Annotated in this window: 14 protein-coding genes and 1 tRNA gene; 9 read left to right on the forward strand and 6 right to left on the reverse strand. The window is 67.6% G+C overall.

Features of this window, described 5'->3' with window-relative positions; translation table 11 throughout:
• The first annotated feature begins 32 nt into the window (after positions 1-32).
• The 3 genes from H5399_RS10015 to H5399_RS10025 all read left to right on the forward strand — a co-directional run bounded on the left by H5399_RS10015 (position 33) and on the right by H5399_RS10025 (position 1,522).
• The gene (locus tag H5399_RS10015) at positions 33-488 is read left to right on the forward strand and encodes a GatB/YqeY domain-containing protein (protein WP_182782894.1); all 456 of its coding nucleotides are present in this window, start codon (positions 33-35) and stop codon (positions 486-488) included.
• A gap of 78 nt (positions 489-566) precedes the next feature.
• A tRNA-Val gene (locus H5399_RS10020) sits at positions 567-643 on the forward strand.
• Positions 644-826: 183 nt separating this feature from the next.
• On the forward strand, positions 827-1,522 hold the full coding sequence (locus H5399_RS10025) for a hypothetical protein (RefSeq protein ID WP_182782895.1): 696 nt from the start codon (positions 827-829) through the stop codon (positions 1,520-1,522).
• Positions 1,523-1,543: 21 nt separating this feature from the next.
• Here H5399_RS10025 and H5399_RS10030 read toward each other — a convergent pair whose 3' ends face one another.
• From H5399_RS10030 to aceE, 3 genes are all read right to left on the reverse strand, one after another.
• Positions 1,544-3,754: a 6-phosphofructokinase gene (locus tag H5399_RS10030; protein ID WP_182782896.1), complete on the reverse strand. Its 2,211-nt coding sequence runs from the start codon at positions 3,752-3,754 to the stop codon at positions 1,544-1,546.
• Complete coding sequence (locus tag H5399_RS10035) at positions 3,751-4,146, reverse strand: DUF3052 domain-containing protein (RefSeq protein WP_182783108.1); 396 nt, start codon at positions 4,144-4,146, stop codon at positions 3,751-3,753. Before H5399_RS10035 ends, H5399_RS10030 begins: the two co-directional genes overlap by 4 nt.
• 102 nt (positions 4,147-4,248) lie before the next feature.
• On the reverse strand, positions 4,249-7,041 hold the full coding sequence (gene aceE / locus H5399_RS10040) for a pyruvate dehydrogenase (acetyl-transferring), homodimeric type (protein WP_182782897.1): 2,793 nt from the start codon (positions 7,039-7,041) through the stop codon (positions 4,249-4,251).
• A gap of 190 nt (positions 7,042-7,231) precedes the next feature.
• On the opposite strand from aceE, the gene H5399_RS10045 reads away from it, so the two are divergent.
• Positions 7,232-10,015: a LuxR family transcriptional regulator gene (locus H5399_RS10045; RefSeq protein ID WP_255422247.1), complete on the forward strand. Its 2,784-nt coding sequence runs from the start codon at positions 7,232-7,234 to the stop codon at positions 10,013-10,015.
• Positions 10,016-10,198: 183 nt separating this feature from the next.
• Here the strand turns inward: H5399_RS10045 and H5399_RS10050 are convergent, their stop codons facing one another.
• The 3 genes from H5399_RS10050 to cobF all read right to left on the reverse strand — a co-directional run bounded on the left by H5399_RS10050 (position 10,199) and on the right by cobF (position 13,455).
• Complete coding sequence (locus tag H5399_RS10050) at positions 10,199-11,215, reverse strand: PHP domain-containing protein (protein ID WP_370585738.1); 1,017 nt, start codon at positions 11,213-11,215, stop codon at positions 10,199-10,201.
• 5 nt (positions 11,216-11,220) lie between these two features.
• Complete coding sequence (locus H5399_RS10055; RefSeq protein WP_182782899.1) at positions 11,221-12,627, reverse strand: sodium:alanine symporter family protein; 1,407 nt, start codon at positions 12,625-12,627, stop codon at positions 11,221-11,223.
• Positions 12,628-12,717: 90 nt separating this feature from the next.
• Positions 12,718-13,455 (reverse strand): precorrin-6A synthase (deacetylating), encoded by a 738-nt coding sequence (cobF, locus tag H5399_RS10060; protein ID WP_182782900.1) that lies wholly within the window; start codon positions 13,453-13,455, stop codon positions 12,718-12,720.
• A 54-nt stretch (positions 13,456-13,509) separates the two neighbouring features.
• Between cobF and H5399_RS10065 the strand changes: the two genes are divergently transcribed.
• The 5 genes from H5399_RS10065 to H5399_RS10085 all read left to right on the forward strand — a co-directional run bounded on the left by H5399_RS10065 (position 13,510) and on the right by H5399_RS10085 (position 18,344).
• A complete protein-coding gene (locus H5399_RS10065; protein ID WP_182782901.1) occupies positions 13,510-14,694 on the forward strand; it encodes a CdaR family transcriptional regulator in 1,185 nt (394 codons plus the stop codon).
• A 100-nt stretch (positions 14,695-14,794) separates the two neighbouring features.
• A complete protein-coding gene (locus tag H5399_RS10070) occupies positions 14,795-15,730 on the forward strand; it encodes an ACP S-malonyltransferase (protein WP_182782902.1) in 936 nt (311 codons plus the stop codon).
• A 7-nt stretch (positions 15,731-15,737) separates the two neighbouring features.
• Positions 15,738-16,727, forward strand: coding sequence for a beta-ketoacyl-ACP synthase III (locus H5399_RS10075; protein ID WP_182782903.1), 990 nt, complete (start codon positions 15,738-15,740; stop codon positions 16,725-16,727).
• Positions 16,728-16,771: 44 nt separating this feature from the next.
• Entirely contained in the window at positions 16,772-17,017 is a 246-nt protein-coding gene (locus H5399_RS10080; RefSeq protein WP_182782904.1) for an acyl carrier protein, read from the forward strand.
• 70 nt (positions 17,018-17,087) lie between these two features.
• Complete coding sequence (locus tag H5399_RS10085; RefSeq protein WP_182782905.1) at positions 17,088-18,344, forward strand: beta-ketoacyl synthase; 1,257 nt, start codon at positions 17,088-17,090, stop codon at positions 18,342-18,344.

An 18,344-nucleotide genomic window follows, 5' to 3' on the forward strand; every position in this document is an offset into this window, starting at 1 on the left:
ACAATGGGGCGCAACAGAGAAGAGGATGACGAATGGGTGCGACGAAAGACCAATTGAAGCAGGACCTCGCGGCAGCGCTGCGCGCAAAGGATGAGGCGGCCAAGACCACCATCCGGATGGTGATGGCCGCCATCGGCGTCGAGGAGGTGGCGGGGGAAACCGCACGTCAGCTCAGCGATGCGGAAGAACTGGCGGTGGTATCCAAGGAGATGCGCAAGCGCCGCGAATCGGCGGAGACCTACGCTGCTGCGGGACGCTCGGACTTGGCCGCCAGGGAGCAGTCGGAGGCTGAATTCATCGCCGGATATCTCCCCGCGCCGCTCAGCGAGCAGGATTTGGCAGCTTTGGTGGACGAGGAGATCGGGCGTCTCGCGGAGCCGCCCACGATCAAGCAGATGGGCGCGCTGGTGAAGGCGGTCACGTCACGCGCGGAGGGTCGCGCCGAGGGAAAAGCCATCGCTGCCCTCATCCGCAGCCGTTTGGTCTGACGGCGGAGACCCACTTCGTCGGCGTCCCACTTCCACGGTGGCTGGCCTCGCCGCCATTGGCTAGGGTTGGTCCACGCCGGGCGCATAGCTCAGTTGGTTAGAGCACCTGCCTTACAAGCAGGGAGTCGGGGGTTCGAGTCCCTCTGCGCCCACCACCGCCGGAGGGAGGCACCATGGACACCGGTCGGCGCGCCCTGCCCCCCGAAGGGATGCCTTCTCCGCCCCCCACCCCCAGAAGAGGCCCTCTCCCCGACCCGCCAAGGAGCCACCCGCATCCCGGCCGTGCCCGACGCGCCGTCGCCACCCCGCCGGAGGACGAGGGGGCCAGACTCGCATGGATGTCGCTGGCTGCGCTGGGCGTCGCGATGACAGTGCTGATCGGTGGCCTCTATCTCATTCTCGGCCCCCGGAGCACCGGCACCACGTCCCCGGCACCCTCCCCGTCGTCGAGCAGGGTCGAAGCGTCGACCTCGTCCACGGAGTCCTCCGACGGCGGATCCAGCCCGTCGACGGAGCCGTCACCCTCCCTGGAGTCGTCCCCGGGCCCCTCTGCCCCCGCTGAACTGGACCTGGGCGATGTGCGCCTCACCGTCCCGGATGGATGGGAGGTGTACGCCGACGAGGTGGTGCAGGATGATCGCAGGCTGGTGCGCCTGCGCGAGCCGGCCACAGACGTCCGCGTGCAGGCTGTCACCCTGACCACCGTCGGGGAGGATCTCACCCAGGCCTGCCGCGATCTCGTGACCGACCAGCAGCAGGCGTTCACCGGTGTCGCCGAGTCGGTGGTCGTCGATGTGCCCCTCACCGGAGGTGCCAGCGGTGTCTCGTGCGCCTTCACGGGAACCCGCACCAGCGACACGGTTGCGGCGAAGGTGGAGTTCACGATCATCCGGCGCGACGCGGACGCTCAATCACTGGTCTTCCGCGACACCGTGCCCGACAGTGTCGCCGAGGGCTCACCCGTCCTGGCTCAGCTCGCAGACATGGAGTGTGCGGCCACGGAGACCTTCGGCGTGGTCGTCGGCACCTGTTAGTGAAGCACCGATTTCAGAGGTCTACTCCTGACCGGGGCGTCGGCTCAGCTTGTCGAACACCGGCCGGAGGCTCATCCACCACTGCTCGCTGGGCCGTTGCAGGTCCCAGTCCATCGCGTCGGTCACCTGCCGGAGCGGCGCCATCAGCCCAGGAGTGGGGCTGTGCGCCGCCACATAGGTGGAGGTGCCCTCCCTCAGCTGCTGATCCAGGTTCACCAGGGCCTGGTAGGCGAGACGGGTGGCGTTGATGCGATCGAACGGCGAGGGGTTGCCCCCCTGCTGGATGTGGCCGATCACCGCCTTGCGGACGGAATACATACCGTGGCCTTCGGCCTCGAACACCTTGGCCAGGACATCCGAGGTGTAGTGCTCACTCGTCTCCTCCCCCATCACAGCAAGGTAGAAGCTGCGCCCCGTCTCGAATGCGTCGACCAACGCTTCCACGTCTGTCGACAGCTCTTCCAGGGAAATCCCGGTCTCGGGGAGGTAGGCCTTCTCCGCGCCGCCGGCGATGCCACCGAGCAGAGGGAGAAAGCCGCACGTGCGGCCCATGGTCTCAACGACGAAGGCCCGCTTGCTCGCCGAGGCGGACATGCGCACCATGTCGATCGAGTTCACCACGGTGTTGAGCGCAGTGTCGGCGCCGACGGCCATCGGCCACCCGGGCAGGTTGTTGTCGATGCTGGCGGGCAGGATGGCGACCGGGATGTTGAAGGCGGGGTAGCGACGACGCTCACGCTCCATCAGGTCCACCGTCGCGTAGGCGTGGAACCCGCCCATCACCAGGAGCGCGTCGATCCGATGCTCCTCCAGTGATCGCGCCATCTGGTAGAGCTCGTGCTCCTGGGCCACGTAGCGCCGCGTCCCGAAGGAGGCCCCACCTGTGTGCGCCATGCCCTCGACGTCCGACCAGTTCACCTCGCGGAGGTCTCCGCCGACGAGGCCCGGCACGCCGCCTTGGACGGCGAACATCTCGTGGCCGAGATCGAGGCCGGACCTGACCGCGACGCGCGCGAGCTGGTTCATGCCGGGCGCGAGGGCGCCGGCGTGCATGATGGCGATGCGCTTCGGCTCCGACGACGGCGCGACGCTGGGCCTGGCCTCAGAGAGCATCCGGTAGATGTCGATCATCGTGGTGAAGCCGTGGCCCCGGGCCGTCACCGCCGATTCGTACTGACCCTCGGCGATGAAGTTGCTGATCCGGTGGGTGGCTTCAACGGCGCCGAGAAGTGGCGTGCCGTCGACGCTGTCCCGGCGGACGCCCACGAGCACGGGTTCGCTCTCATCATCGGCCTCGAGCACTCGCCGGACGGCCTCGACGCCGCACGCCGTCGCCATCCAGCGGTCGTAGGCGGAGGGAGTACCCCCGCGCTGCACGTGACCGAGGATCGTGATCCTGGCCTCCTCGCCGGCACGCTCGCGCAGCACCGCCTGGATCCGGTCCGCCGTGATCGGGGCGCCTTCGCGATCCGCCGCCCCCTCCGCGACCACCAGGATGGAATCGCGACGTCCGGCGGCGCGTCCGCGGGCCAGCACCTCCACCATTCTGTCCTCCCACCCCGGTCTGGGCGGAGACTCCGGTAGGAACGTGTAGTCGGCTCCGCCCGCGATCGCGCTCATCAGGGCGAGGTAGCCGCAGTGCCGACCCATGACCTCGACGATGAAGGTGCGGCGGTGCGACTCCGCGGTGGAGCTGATCGCGTCGATCGCCTCGGTGATGCGGTGCAGCGCGGAGTCCGTACCGATGGTCATGTCCGTGCCGACCATGTCGTTGTCGATGGATCCCACGAGGCCCGCGATGTGAAGTCTGGGATGCGCCTCAGCCTGTTCCGGGCTGATCCGGCCCGCCTCGGTGAGTTCGGCCATGTAGGTCGGCCAGGCGACGCACAGGTTGCGCGCCCCGGTCAGCGACCCATCTCCGCCGATGACGATGAGCCTGTCGATTCCCCGCTCGACGAGGTTCTGCGCGGCCGTCAGCTGGCCTTCACGGGTCCTGAACTCCATGGATCGCGCGGTGCCGATCACCGTGCCGCCCTTGTTCAGGATCCCGGAGACATCGCTCCACCCCAGTTGCGCGATCTGCGCGCCACCCTCAATGGCTCCCTGCCATCCTTCGCGGATGGCGAACACCTCGGCGCCCTCGTGGATGCCGGTCCTCACGATGGCGCGCACCGCGGCGTTCATGCCCTGCGCGTCACCGCCGGACGTCATGACGCCGATGCGCGCGGTCATCTGCGTGAGCCCTTGGGTCGGACGACCTTCGTCGCCTGCCAGTCGGCCGCCACGTTGGCCGTCTTCGTCAGAGACAGGCCCGCAATCGTGACTGCCTCCGCCACCGAGCTGGGGCCGATGAATCCGGGCCTCCCGACCTTCGGGGTGAGCAGCCAGATGTAGCCCGAGTCGGTCAGGTCCGTGAGCGCGTCCACAAGTCCGTCGACGACGTCGCCGTCCTCGTCACGCCACCAGAGCAGCACGACGTCCACGGCCTCGAGGGGCTCATCGATCATCTCCCCGTCGATGATGTCCATCACGCCGTCGCGAAGTGTCGCGTCGACGTCCTCGTCCCATCCCAACTCCTGCACCACCAAGCCTGGCTCCAGCCCCAGGAGCTCCGCTCCGGTCACTCCTTCGTTGGTCGATGCGAGGCCCTTGACTTCTGCGTTGTCCACAGGGCAAGCCTGCCAGAAGACCAGGGTTCTCGCATCACACCCCCTCGATAGCTGAGATCAGGCGTCTCCACCAGCGTTGCCTGAGGACCCGGCGGTGACGTCGTCCAGCCTGTACTTGGCCGCGGCCTCGGTGGCCCACTTCGTCGGGACCTCGCCTGCAACGGCGAGACGCTGGAGGACGGCCACTGCGATCGACGGTCCGTCGATGTTGAAGTAGCGCCGCGCCGCCGCCCGAGTGTCCGAGAATCCGAAGCCATCAGCGCCGAGCGTCATGTAGTCGCGAGGGACCCATTGCCGGATCTGATCAGGGACGGCGCGCATGTAATCGGAGACGGCCACCACCGGACCGGCGGTCCCACCGAGCTTCTGCTCCACCCAGGTGGGGCCGTGCTCGCCGTAGGGATCGGAGAACCTCTCCTCGTCCAGCTGCAGACCCTCGCGACGCAGCTCTCCCCAGGAGGTGACACTCCACACGTCCGCGACGATGCCGTAGTCAGCCTTGAGAAGGTCCTGAGCCTCGAGCGCCCATGGCAGAGCCACCCCCGAGGCGAGGATCTGCGCGCGGCGCGCATCCTCTCCCAACCCGTCGAAGCTACCGGTCCGGTACAGGTACATCCCGCGCAGAATGCCCTCAACCTCGACGCCCTCCGGCTCGGCCGGCTGGACGATGGGCTCGTTGTACACGGTCATGTAGTAGATGATGTTCTCCGGATCATCCCCGTACATCCTCCGCAGACCGTCCTTGACGATGTGCGCGATCTCGTAGCCGTAGGCCGGGTCATAGGAGACCACCGCAGTGTTGGTGGACGCCAGGATGGGCGAATGTCCGTCCATGTGCTGGGTGCCCTCGCCAGTGAGCGTTGTCCGCCCCGCCGTCGCGCCGATCAGGAAGCCGCGGGCCAGCTGATCAGCCGCCGCCCAGATCGCGTCGCCGGTGCGCTGGAACCCGAACATCGAATAGAACACGTAGATGGGCACCATCGGCTCACCATGGGTGGAGTACGCCGAACCGGCAGCCGTGAACGCACCGAGCGAACCCGCCTCGTTGATGCCCGTGTGCAGGATCTGTCCGGTCTTGGACTCGCGGTAGCTGAGGAACAGCTCATTGTCCACGGGAGTGTAGTTCTGGCCGTGCGGGTTGTAGATCTTGATGGTGGGGAAGAAGGCGTCCATGCCGAAGGTGCGTGCCTCGTCGGGGATGATCGGGACCACCCTCGGAGCGAACTCCTTGTCCCGCATGAGGTCTTTGAGCAGTCTCACGAAGGCCATGGTGGTGGCCACCTGCTGGTTGCCGGAGCCCTTGCGCGACGAAACGTACGCCTTCTCCGCCGGCAGCGAGATGAACTTCTTGTCCCCACGGCGGTCCGGCAGATAGCCGCCGAGCTCACGGCGGCGGTCCTGCAGGTACTTGATCCGGGGATCCTCCTGCCCGGGATGGATGTAGGGCGGGCGGTAGGGGTCCGCCTCGAGCTGCTCGTCGGTGACCGGCACGTCCACACGGTCGCGGAAGGCCTTGAGGTCATCGAGGGCCAGCTTCTTCATCTGGTGCGTCGCGTTGCGACCCGCGAAGTGCTTGCCCAGGAAGTAGCCCTTGATGGTGTGCGCCAGGATCACGGTGGGTGCGCCGGTGAACTCAGCAGCCGACTTGTAGGCCGAGTACACCTTCGTGAAGTCGTGACCGCCGCGGGTGAGGCGCCAGATCTCCTCGTCCGACCAGTCCTTGACCATGGCCGCGGTGCGCGGATCCCGGCCGAAGAAGTGCTTGCGCACATATGCGCCGTCATTGGCCTTGAAGGTCTGGAAGTCGCCGTCGGTGGTGGCGTTCATCAGGTTGACGAGCGCGCCCTCCGAGTCGTTGGACAGCAGCGGGTCCCAGCCCCTGCCCCACACGACCTTGATCACGTTCCAGCCGGCCCCGCGGAAGAACGCCTCCAGCTCCTGCATGATCTTGCCGTTGCCACGCACCGGCCCGTCCAGGCGCTGCAGGTTGCAGTTGACGACGAAGGTGAGATTGTCCAGCTCGTCGTTGGCGGCCAACTGAAGAACACCGCGCGACTCGACCTCGTCCATCTCGCCGTCACCGAGGAACGCCCACACCCTCTGCTGGGAGGTGTCCTTGATGCCGCGGTTGTGGAGATACCTGTTGAACTGGGCCTGATAGACGGCGTTGAGCGGGCCGAGCCCCATCGACACCGTGGGGAACTCCCAGAAGCTGTCGAACTGACGCGGGTGCGGATAACTGGGCAACGCCCTGAGCTCACCGTCGACGTAGTGTGAGCGTTCCTGGCGGAAGCCGTCCATGTCGTTCTCGTCCAGGCGGCCCTCGAGGAATGCGCGGGCATACATGCCGGGAGACGCGTGGCCCTGGAAGAAGATCTGGTCTCCGCCGCCCGGATGGTCCTTGCCTCGGAAGAAGTGGTTGAAGCCCACTTCGTAGAGTGTCGCGGACGAGGCGTAAGACGCGATGTGACCGCCAACGCCCACCCCGGGGCGTTGGGCCCTGTGCACCATCACGGCAGCGTTCCAACGCAGGAGCCGACGGATGCCTCGTTCCAGCGTCTCGTCCCCAGGAAAGGCCGGTTCGCTCACGGCCGGGATGGTGTTGACGTAATCGGTGCCCGTCAGTGACGGCACTCCAATGTGACGCTCACGCGCCCGCTCAAGCAACTTGAGCATCACGTAGCGGGCGCGGTTCCGGCCTCCGGCGTCGATCACCCCGTCCAGGGACTCGAGCCACTCCGCAGTCTCTGCGGGGTCGATGTCTGGCAGATTGGTGGGTAGACCGTTGAGGATCGGCCCGGCCTCGTTCTGGCTCACGAATGTTCCTCTCGATGAAAGAGTCGACGGCATGCGCTGATGGGCCCAATGCCGGATGCCCAACCCTAGCGCGACAATTGCACGCATTTCTCGGCTCCGGCCATCCCGGCTCGCAATCTGTTGATGCTGCCATTGCCGGGGTTTGTCCGCGCCGTAAGCCTCGCGTGCGGGAGAATCGTGGACAGTCACACGCAACGTAGAACGCGAGTCAGGGGGGTGAGTGATGGGGCCACTGGTGGGTCGCGTCGAGGAGCAGCGTCAGATCGCCGCCCTGGTGGCCGCTGTCCGCGAGGGCCGCACGCAGGTTCTCTTCCTCACGGGCCCGCCGGGGATCGGCAAGTCCCGCCTCGCGGGCACCATCGCCTCTGAAATGCCCACCTACACCCATCTCCTACTCGAGGCCGAACGCGATGTGCCTTTCGGTGCGATCGACCGGCTGATCGACGAGCAACTCCCTGAGACCGCCCCCGAGCTCATTGATCTGCGCAACCGCGCAGGGGTCCCCACCTTCGCCATCGGTGTGGTGAACCTCATCGAGCGGCTCGACGGTCCCTTCGCGATGATCATCGACGACCTGCATCACCTCGACGAGCCGTCCCAGGAGGCGTTCTGGCACGTGATCAGGAGGCTGGACACGGTGCCGGCGCTCTTCGTCGCCACCAGCAGGACCACGACGGGGTGGTTCGCGGAGCGCATGATCCAACACGTCACCGTCGGAAAGAGGGGGCGCCATCTCGAGCTTGGGCCGCTCAACGAGGACGGGGTGCAGGCCTTCTTCCGCAGCATCCTCTTCGCGCCCCTCAACCCGCGCCAGCTCCGCATCGTCATGGAGGCCACGGGGGGAAACCCCGGGCTGGTGGACGAACTGACGGCTCGCCTCCGCCGCGGAGGTGCCACCCTTGCCTCTGCCATCGCCGAGCTGGGAGACAGAGACAGCGCCGAGGTTGTGATGAGGATTTCCCGGTGGCTGCGAGAGGACCCGAGCCCGCACGACGTTGCCGCGGTGCTCGCCCTGGCCCTCGGCGGTCCGCTCCCCCCAGCCCAGCTGGACCGGGTCATGCGCGATCTTGGCCATGGACGCGCAGATCTCCAGGCCCTACGTGCTGCCCGCGTGCTGGCCGGCGATGATCAACGACCCAAGGTGCCCGCCGCCGTCGCGTCGTACGCGGCGCCAGCCACCATCCTGGCCACCCATCGGGCTCTCGCGGATGCGCTGCCCGGCGTCGAAGGACTCCGTCACCGCGTGTTGGCCCTCGGCGGTGCACGCGATGACGCCCTGCTCACCGAGTTGCTGGCCAGCGCCCGCGCAGCAGCCCAGGTCCGTGACCTCGAACTCGCTTCGCAGCTCATGATGTGGGCCTGCAGTCTCGATGACGCCCAGCTCCCGTTGGCGTGCCTCTACGCGCTGCGCGCACGCCGTGCGGGGGTCATCAACCAACTCGAACCCCGGATCAGGGCAATGCTCCCAGGAGTGGCGCGCTCGGTTCTCCAGTGCGCAGTAGACGCCACCGCTGTGGGCGTGCGGAGGCTACCCCTGGCCGATGGACTCCCCCTCGCAGACCTGGACGACACCCTGCTGCTGCTGCTCGCCCACTCGTTCGAGCTCCTGGGCCGCAGCCGCGCCTCCATCGGCGCGCGCGACATGCCCGCGGCAATGGCTTCCGTGCGTGACGAACTGGGGCGCCGGATCGAGGCGGGTCGTGGTCGGAGGGGGCTGTCGGACGCCGACCCATCGGAGGCGGCCGCCCTCCACGGGCTGCTGACGATGTGGCTGTCGTTCGCCGCGAAATGGGCCACACCCGTTGGGACGGAGCAGGTGCCGGGTCTGCAGGCTCCCTCGCTGACCGACCTGGCAGCGGACTCGGCAGCCCACACGGCTGCCCTGTCGGTGGCCGCCTCCCTGGATCTCAGCGCGATGCGCAACCTGGCTGCTCAGAACCAGCTTGATCGACTGCTCCGGATGGCGACGGCACCTCCCGGCTACGAACTGTGGCCCTCCTTGGTACGGCATCGGCTGGGCTTTCTCAGTGGCGAGTGGGATGCCGCTCAGTCCTCCATCGAGCCGGGACTGACGATTGCCCTCGAAGACCTCCGAGACGTGGGCGCTCTCCATGCGCAGGCGATTGCCGCGCTGATCCCTGTCTGTCGCGGCGAAGAGCAAGGATCACGGATGCTCGCTCATGTGGCCGAAGTGGCTGGCCCCCGCGGCTTCAACTCCGCCATGGGCGCGGTGATGGTCGTGCGTGCATTCGCCGCCACAGCCGAGGGCGACCCTTGGACCGTGGCCGAGACCCTCGGCCAGCTCTGGAGCAGTCCACTCACCGGTCAGTTCCCGGGGGCGGCCACCTCAGTCCTGCGGGTCCGTTCCCACGTTGCGATCGACGATCTCGCAGCGGCGAAGATGGCGAGGGACCAGGTGTCTGCGCTCGACGTCGCCCCGGGTGCATTGGCGTATCTCCATCACCACATGGACGCGTTGCTCGCCGTAGGGTCGCGAGACCATGCCTCTGCGTCGGCGTCGTTCGCTCTGGCCCATGCGGCGTTGCAGCGGCGACGGGAGGAAGATACGCCTCGCGGGCTCCAGTTGCTGGGTGCCGTCCTGGCTGAGGACTGGGCCCAGTTCCTCGTCGGCACCGGCGAGTGGGCTGACGACGCGGGCGTATGCCTGGGTGAGCTGGGCGCCGCCACCGCTCTTCTGGTGCAGGCGGGTGCGCGGTCGTGGGCTGAGCGACTGGAGGCGCTCCAGATGCGTCTCTCCTCACTGAGCCCCCCTCCCCGCGCCGCCCCGGTGACCGCATCCGAGACCTCTGCCCTCCTCGCCAGACTCACAGCGAGGGAGCGCGAGATCACCGGCCTGGTTCTGAGCGGCCGGACCAACAAGGAGATCGCACAGGAGCTGTTCGTCTCGGTCCGCACCGTCGAGTTCCACGTCCGCAACACGCTGGCCAAACTTGGGGCAGGGTCGCGTGTCGAGCTGCGTGCGCTCCTGCACTCTGCCCGGTCCTGACGCGACCAACGCACGTGGAACCCGTAGGAATGCCAGTACCGTCACCAGTCAGACCAGTACCGGACACTGGGGAATTCCGACCCTCAGCAGCCGCAGAATTGCTATCAGCAGATGGCCACGTCGTGATGGGTAGGTTGGGGGGACCAGTCACGACGGGGCCATAGCCTTGTCCCGGCCGCATCGTCAGCGGTGGCGCCGCGCATGTGCCAGCAGCCGGTCGACCGGCCACGTCGTGATAATCCGATCCGGATCGATCGCTACAGCGGCTGCCTTCGCCGCCCCGTAGGTGAGGAAGTCCAGTTGGCCCGGGGCGTGCGCATCCGAGTCGATGCTGAACAGGCACCCAGCTTCGACAGCCATCTCCAGGAGCTCCACGGGCGGGTCCTGGCGTTCCGGCCTCGAGTTGATCTCGACGGCCACTCCGAACATGGCGCAGGCCGCGAACACAAGTTCCGCGTCAAATCGTGACTGCTCGCGCCACGTCCCATCGGCGCGCAACTTCCGGCCGGTGCAGTGCCCCAGCACTGTGGTGTGCGGATTGGAGATCGCACCGATCATCCGCATCGTCATACTGGCCGGATCCGCCCGGAGGTCGGAATGAACAGAGGCCACGACGATGTCCAGCCCACCCAGCAGGTCGTCCGCCTGATCAAGCGAGCCGTCCTTGAGAACGTCGACTTCGATCCCACGCAGGAGTCGCATCGACAGCTGCCTCTGCACCCGCTCGATCTCGTCCCACTGGGCCAGCAGCCGTTCCCGGCTCAGTCCGTTGGCGACCCTCAGCCGCGGGGAATGGTCGGTGACAGCAAAGTAGGCGTGACCCAGTGACTCAGCAACCGCCGCCATCTCGGCGAGCGGGGAGCCACCGTCGGACCAGGAGGTGTGTGTGTGGAGGTCGCCCTGAAGTACTGCACGGAGAGTGTCACCTGCCGGATCCAGGGAGGCCCTCCCCTCCTCCCGGAGCCGCGCGAGGGCCTCCGGCAGATGACCGGACAGGGCGGCCGCCGCGACAGAGGCCGTCCTGGGACCGAATCCCGGCAACTCCCGCCAGCCTGCCTCCGTCACCGGGCGGTCGCGGGGGTCGATCGCCTCCGCGACGTCGGCGGCCTCACGGTAGGCGCGGATGCGGTACGTGTCCGCGAGTGCACGCTCCAGCCAGAACGCGCACTCGCGCAGCACCGCGACCGGGTCCACTGGCACCGAGATCAGCGGGGCTGATCCACCATGAACTTGTCGACTTCCTTGCGACCCGCCCGGAGCTTCGGATCGTTCTTAAGGTAATGGCTGGTCTCGCGCGCGATGAGGCCGGAGAGCAGGAGCAGGCCGATGAGGTTGGGCAGTGCCATGAGACCGTTCATCACGTCTGCGAACGCCCAGACCACGCCCAGCGGAACGGTGGCACCGATGTAGACCACGATGGTGAAGGCGATGCGGTAGGCCATCGTTGCCCGGGCACCGAACAGCCGCTCGACGCAGCGGTCACCGTAGTAGGACCACCCGATGATGGTGGAGAGGGCGAAGAGAATGACGCCGATGGACACGATGTAGCCGCCCCAGTCACCGGGCAGCCCGTGGCTGAAGGCCATCGAGGTGAGCACCGCGGGGCTGGCGTCGGCGTTCCACACACCCGTGGTGACCAGCACCAGTCCGGTGAACGACACGACCACGAGTGTGTCGATGAAGGTCTGGGTCATGGACACCAGGCCCTGACGCACGGGGTGGGTCGTCTGGGCGGCGGCGGCGGCGATGGCCGCCGAACCCATGCCGGACTCGTTGGAGAAGATGCCTCGCGCCACGCCCATCTGCACCGTGAGCAGGAGGCTGCCGAACATACCGCCGGCCACACCTTGGCCAGTGAACGCCTGCCCGAAGACAAGAGCCAACGCCCCCGGCAGATCGACGATGTTGACGATCAGGATGTAGAGGGCGCCCAGGATGTAGAAGACGATCATGAAGGGAACGAGGGCCGCCGTCACGTTGCCGATGGTCTTGATGCCCCCGATGATCACCACGCCCACGAAGACCGCCATCAGGATCGCGGTGATCTGCGGGTCCACTCCGAACGCATTCTGGGCGTTGGCCGCGACAGCATTGCCCTGCGTCATGTTGCCGATGCCAAAGCTTGCGAGGACGGCGAACACGGCGAAGATGATGCTGAGGGCCACCCCCCACGTTCCCGGCAGCGCTTTCTTCAGGTAGTACTGCGGGCCGCCGGAAGCCTCGCCCTTGGCGTCGACGGTGCGGAAGCGCACCGCCAGGAAGGCCTCCGAGTACTTCGACGCCATTCCCACCAGGCCAGTGACCCACATCCAGAACAGAGCTCCTGGGCCGCCGATCGAGATGGCGGTGGCCACGCCGACGATGTTTCCGACCCCGACAGTGGCCGCGAGGGCCGTGGTGAGGGCCTGGAACTGGGAGATGTCGCCACCATCTGCGTCAGCGTCCTTGCGCTCCCACAGCGCCAACCGCAGGGCGGACCCAAGCGTGCGGAACTGGATGCCGCGCAGCTTGATGGTCAGCCACAGGCCGGTGAGCAGGAGCAGCGGAATGAGCAGGAACGGGCCCCACACGAATCCCGCGATTGTTTCGAGCACTGTGGTCAGTTCTTCCATGGCGATAGCCCTTCAATCTCGGCGAACGGCGTCAACCTAGCAACGATGGGGGTCGACGGTGAGACCCGGCCCGGCGTTTGTTACGCATTGTTAACGTGCGTCAGGAAAAGGCCGGAGGAGATACGTGTCGTGGATCCAGCCATGGTGGGCCTGGAGCCGCTGCCTCAGTTCGGCCAGGTCTCCGGCGATGGTGCGCAGGGGCCCGTTGGCCAGAACCTGATCTGGGGTGCCCAGGTAGGCGCCCCAGAACACTTCGGTGTCCGGGAATTCCCCGATCAGTCCTCGGCAGGCCAAGGCGGGGTCATTCATCACGACCACGTCGCCGAGCTCGGGCCGGTACTCCGCGAGCAACCGGGCCCCCGTGGTGATGTGCACGGAGGCGCCCGCGTTCAGGGCGATCTGATGCGCGGCGGCCAGCACCTGCAGGGCACTCACTCCCGGGATGACGCTGACTTCGAGCGCCAATCTGTCGCGGAGTGCGTCGACGACACGCAGGATCGAGTCGTAAAGCCCCGGATCGCCCCAGGCGAGAAACCCCACCGCGTCGTCGGTCGGCAGGCCGGAGAGGATGTGGCTGTAGGTGGCGAGCCGTCCCGTATCCACCGCCCCCGGGTGCTCCCGCTTGGGGTCCAGCACCGTGATCACGCGGTGCGGCCTGTTCACATGCCGGCGCAGCAGCTCGCTGCGGAGCCAGACGAGATCGGGCTGGTCCTCACTGTGATCCCCGACGAGAAAGACGTCCACCTGGTTCATGGCGTCGACGGCGTCCAGCGTCAGCTGCCCCAGCCCGCCGGGGCCGATGCCGATCACGAATACCTTGCGTCCCATGGCTGTCCAGCGTAGCCCCGGTGAAGCGACGGAGGACACCACTAGGCTGGCGGGATGGACTTTCGGCCAGGGACGGCGCCCGCGCTCATCTCGTCGGCCCGCGCTCGCGCCGGCCTCATCAAGCGGCTTCAGGCCTCCACCTCGGAGATGAACACCGCGACACTGGCCGCCCTCGTCGCCCGGCACGAGTGGTTCAGCCAGCTGGACGCCGAGTCACGCTCCTGGATCGGCATCCTGGCCCGCTCCGGCATCGACGGCTTCGTCACCTGGTTCGCGGGCGAGCCTTTCACCCCGGAGTCGATCTTCGACGCCGCCCCGCGGGCCATGGCGCGCCGGATCAGCCTCCAGCAGACCGTGGACCTCGTCCGCACCACCACCGAGGTGGTGGAGGAGCAGATCCAGCACCTTCTCCCCAGGGGTGACCGGCAGGCACTTCAACTGGGCATCGTGCACTACTCCCGCGAGATCGCGTTCGCCGCGGCCGCCATCTACGCCCGTGCCGCGGAGGCCCGCGGCGCCTGGGATTCGCGGATCGAGGCCACCATCGTCGACGCCGTGGTCCGCGCGGAGACCGACGAGTCCGTGCTGTCGCGGGCCTCGACTCTGGGCTGGAACACCGAGTCGAAGGTGGTGGTGGCCATCGGCGGAGCCCCGCAGGAGGCGTCCGTGCTCGACGGGCTGCGTCGCGCCGCGTCGAAGTTGTCGCTCGACGTGCTGGCGGCCCCGCAGGGCGATCGGCTCGTGGTTATCGCGGGCGGGGCAGGAGTCGGCGACCCCGTCGACACCTGCGAGCGGATCTCCAAGCTGCGGGACTTCTTCGCCGCTGGTCCCGTGGTCGTGGGGCCGACGGTGGACGGACTGGCGGGGGCTCCGAAGTCCGCGCGCGCTGCCGCGTCCGGTTTCAGGGCTGCGAAGGCCTGGCCGGAGGGGCCACAGACGCTGTTGTCGGTGGACCTCCTCCCCGAGCGCGCCCTCGCCGGCGACGGGCATGCGCGGCGCACCCTCGCGTCGGAGATCTTCCCGGCGCTGGCCGCCAACAAGGAGCTCCTGGAGACCTGCGTCGGGTTCCTGGACTGCGGCTCCTCGATGGAGGCCACCGCACGGGCCCTGTTCGTGCACCCCAACACGGTGCGCTATCGCCTGAAGCGGATCCAGGAGGCCACCGGCTACAACCCCACCGACGCCCGCGAGGCCTATGTGCTGCGGATGGCCATCACGTTGGGCAGGCTCAACGGCTGAGCGCGGATCGCCGGCTTGTGGGGTTCCCACAAAGGCCGGGTGGGCAAATTCGTGAGTCTCACGCCCGCAGCCGACTCTCCGCACGGGCACAGTGGTTGTCGTGCTCGTGATTGTTGCTCCTGGCCAAGGTGCCCAGACCCCCGGTTTTCTCCTTCCCTGGTTGGCGGAGCCCGCGTTCGCGGAGCGTCTTGCCCTCTACTCGACGGCGGTGGGCCTGGACCTCGCGCACTACGGCACCGAGGCGGACGCTGAGACCATCCGCGACACCGCCGTCGCGCAACCGCTCCTGGTGGCCTCCGCCCTTGCTGTCGCGGCGGAGCTGCTCCCCTCTTTCGAGGGCGTCGGCATGGTTGCGGGGCACTCGGTGGGCGAGTTGGCCGCCGTTGCTCTCGCCGGTGTGATCTCCCCGACGGAGGCGCTCGCCCTCGTCCGCGAACGCGGCCTGGCCATGGCGGAGGCGTCCGCGGCCCGGCCCACGTCGATGACCGCCGTGATCGGCGGGGACCGCGACGAGGTCCTCGCGGCGATTGAGGCCGCGGGCCTGACCCCGGCCAACAACAACGGATCCGGGCAGATCGTCGCAGCCGGCACCGTCGAAGAGCTCGAGGTCCTGTCCGAGAACCCGCCGCGGCGGGCCCGCCTGATCCCGCTCAGCGTGGCCGGGGCGTTCCACACCGTCCACATGGCTCCCGCGGTGGACCGGCTGCGTGCCAAAGCAGAGGGAATGCGCGCCAGCGACCCCGTCACGCCGCTGCTCAGCAACGCCGACGGGGCGGCCGTCTCCAGCGGCAGTGAAGCGTTGGACCGGATCATCCGGCAGGTTGCCAACCCGGTGCGGTGGGACCTGTGCATGGACACGATGCGCGACATGGGCGTCACGGGCCTCCTCGAGCTGCCCCCGTCCGGTACTCTCACGGGCATTGTCAAGCGCAACCTCAAGGGGGTTGAGCTGTTCGCCCTCAACACCCCCGATCAGCTCGACGAGGCCCGCGAGTTCTGCCGCACCCACAGCCAGCCCACCCCCGAGTCCGAGTAGGTCAGACATGCCCCTCAAGTCCTCAACCGGCGCCGAGTATGCCCGCATCATGTCCGTCGGAGGTGCCCGCGGCAGTCGTGTCGTGACCAACGACGAGTTGTGCACCATGATCGACTCCACCGATGAGTGGATCACTCAGCGCACGGGCATCAAGGAGCGTCGCTGGGTCGCCGACGGCGAGGACGCTGAGACCCTCGGCCTGGAGGCGTCCCGAAAGGCGATCGAGCGCGCCGGGCTGCAGCCCGCGGACGTCGACGCCGTCATCGTGGCCACCATCTCGCACTTCATGCAGACCCCGGCGCTTGCCGCGATCCTCGCCAAGGACCTCGGTCTCCCGGCCCCGGCCGCCTTCGACATCTCGGCGGCTTGCGCCGGCTTCTGTTACGGCGTCAGCCTGGCCGAGTCCATGGTCCGCACCGGCTCCGCCAGACACGTACTGGTGCTGGGCGTGGAGGTGCTCTCCAGCTACACCGATACCACCGACCGCTCCACCGCCTTCCTCTTCTCCGACGGCGCTGGGGCCGTCATCGTCGGCCCCAGCGACGTGCCCGCGATCGGCCCCACCGTCTGGGGGTCCAAGCCCGAGGCTCACGAGGTGATCGAGGTCGACGACTGGCGCGGGGTCGAGCCCGGCGCCGGAGGTCCCTATATCCACATGGAGGGTCGCGAGGTGTTCAAGTGGGCCACCACGGCCATCGTCGAGAAGGCCGTCGAGACGCTTGAGGCTTCCGGCCTCACCGCCGATGAGCTGGACTGCTTCATCCCCCACCAGGCCAACAACCGGATCACGGATTCGATGTTGCGCCACCTCAAGCTGCCCGAGGATGTCGTGGTCGCCCGCGACATCATCCAGATGGGCAATTCGTCGGCGGCATCGGTTCCGCTGGCGATGGAGGCACTGCTCGAATCCGGGCAGGCCAAAAGCGGTGACAGTGCACTGATCATCGGCTTCGGAGCGGGCCTCGTGTTCGCCGGCCAGACCGTGATCCTGCCCTGACCCCACGAGTGTCCAAAGAGAAGAACCTAGGAAGGAGCCACACCATGGCTAGCACTGAAGAAATCCGCTCAGATCTCTCCGAGATCGTCAACGACATCGCCGGCGTCGCAGTCGAGGATGTCCAGCTGGACAAGTCCTTCGTCGACGACCTGGGCGTCGACTCGCTGTCGATGGTCGAGATCATCTACGCCTGCGAGGACAAGTTCGGCGTCTCGATCCCCGACGAGGACGCCAAGAACCTCAAGACCGTCGGCGACGCTGTCGCCTACATCGAGCGCGCGTCCAACTGACGCATGCGAGGGGCGGCCGCACACCCGGCCGCCCCCCATCGACCCCCCATGCAGTGACGAGGAGATCCCCATGTCCACCACAGTCGTGATCACCGGTCTCGGTGCGACCACACCACTCGGCGGAGACGTCGCCAGCACCTGGACTGCGATGCTCGCCGGACGTTCCGGCGTGGTGGCGCTGACCGAGGAGTGGGCTCAGCAGCTTCCCACTCGCATCGCTGCCAAGGCGGCCGTGGACCCGAGCGAGGTTCTGGACCGCGTCGAGGCGCGCAAACTCGACCGCTCCACCCAACTCATGCAGATCGCCGGCCTGGCCGCCTGGGCGGACGCCGGATTCGGCCTCGGCGAGGACAATCCGGTCGACCCCGACAGGCTGGGCGTCGTGTCCGCCACCGGCATCGGTGGGCTGCACTCCCTGCTCTCCCAGTGGGATGTGATGAAGGACAAGGGCGTCCGCCGCGTCTCGCCGTTCACCATCCCGATGCTGATGGCCAATGCCCCCGCGGCCAACCTCGGCCTCAAAATCCACGCCCGTGCGGGCGTGCACACCCCTGTCTCGGCCTGCGCTTCCTCCAATGAGGCGATCTCGCTGGGTCTCGACATGATCCGCCTCGGCCGCGCCGATGTGGTCCTGGTCGGGGGCGGAGAGGCCGTCGTGCACCCGCTCCCCATCGGAGCCTTCGGTCAGATGCAGGCGCTGTCTCGGCGCAACGACGAGCCGGAGCGCGCCTCGCGCCCGTGGGACGTGGACCGCGACGGATTCGTGCTCGCCGAGGGCGCCGCCCTCATGGTGATCGAGACTCTGGAGCACGCCAAGGCCCGTGGCGCCCGGATCTACGGCACCCTCGCCGGCGCCGGCATCACGGCCGACAGCCACGACCTCGTCCAGCCGGACCCGGACGGCTACGGTCAGTCCCAGGCGATGATCAAGGCGCTTCGGGAAGCGGGTCTCACCGCCCGTGACATCGTGCACGTCAACGCGCACGGAACCTCGACGCCCCAAGGTGACGTCACCGAGGCCGGCTCCATCCGAACCGCGCTGGGTGCTGAGGCGGACCACGTGGTGGTGACCTCCACCAAGTCCATGACCGGGCATCTGCTCGGTGGCGCGGGAGCACTCGAGACGGTGGCCTCCGTGTTGGCGCTACGGGACCGGATGGTTCCGGGCACGATCAATGTGGAGAACATCGAACCAGACCTGGGCATCGACGTGGCCACCTCGAACCGAGCGCTGCCCTCCGGCCCGCTTGCGGCTATCAACAACAGCTTCGGCTTCGGAGGACACAACGTGGCCGTGCTCGTCACCAACGAGAACGTCACCGACTGA

Source organism: Tessaracoccus sp. MC1627 (genome assembly GCF_014164725.1).
Classification (GTDB): Bacteria; Actinomycetota; Actinomycetes; order Propionibacteriales; family Propionibacteriaceae; genus Arachnia.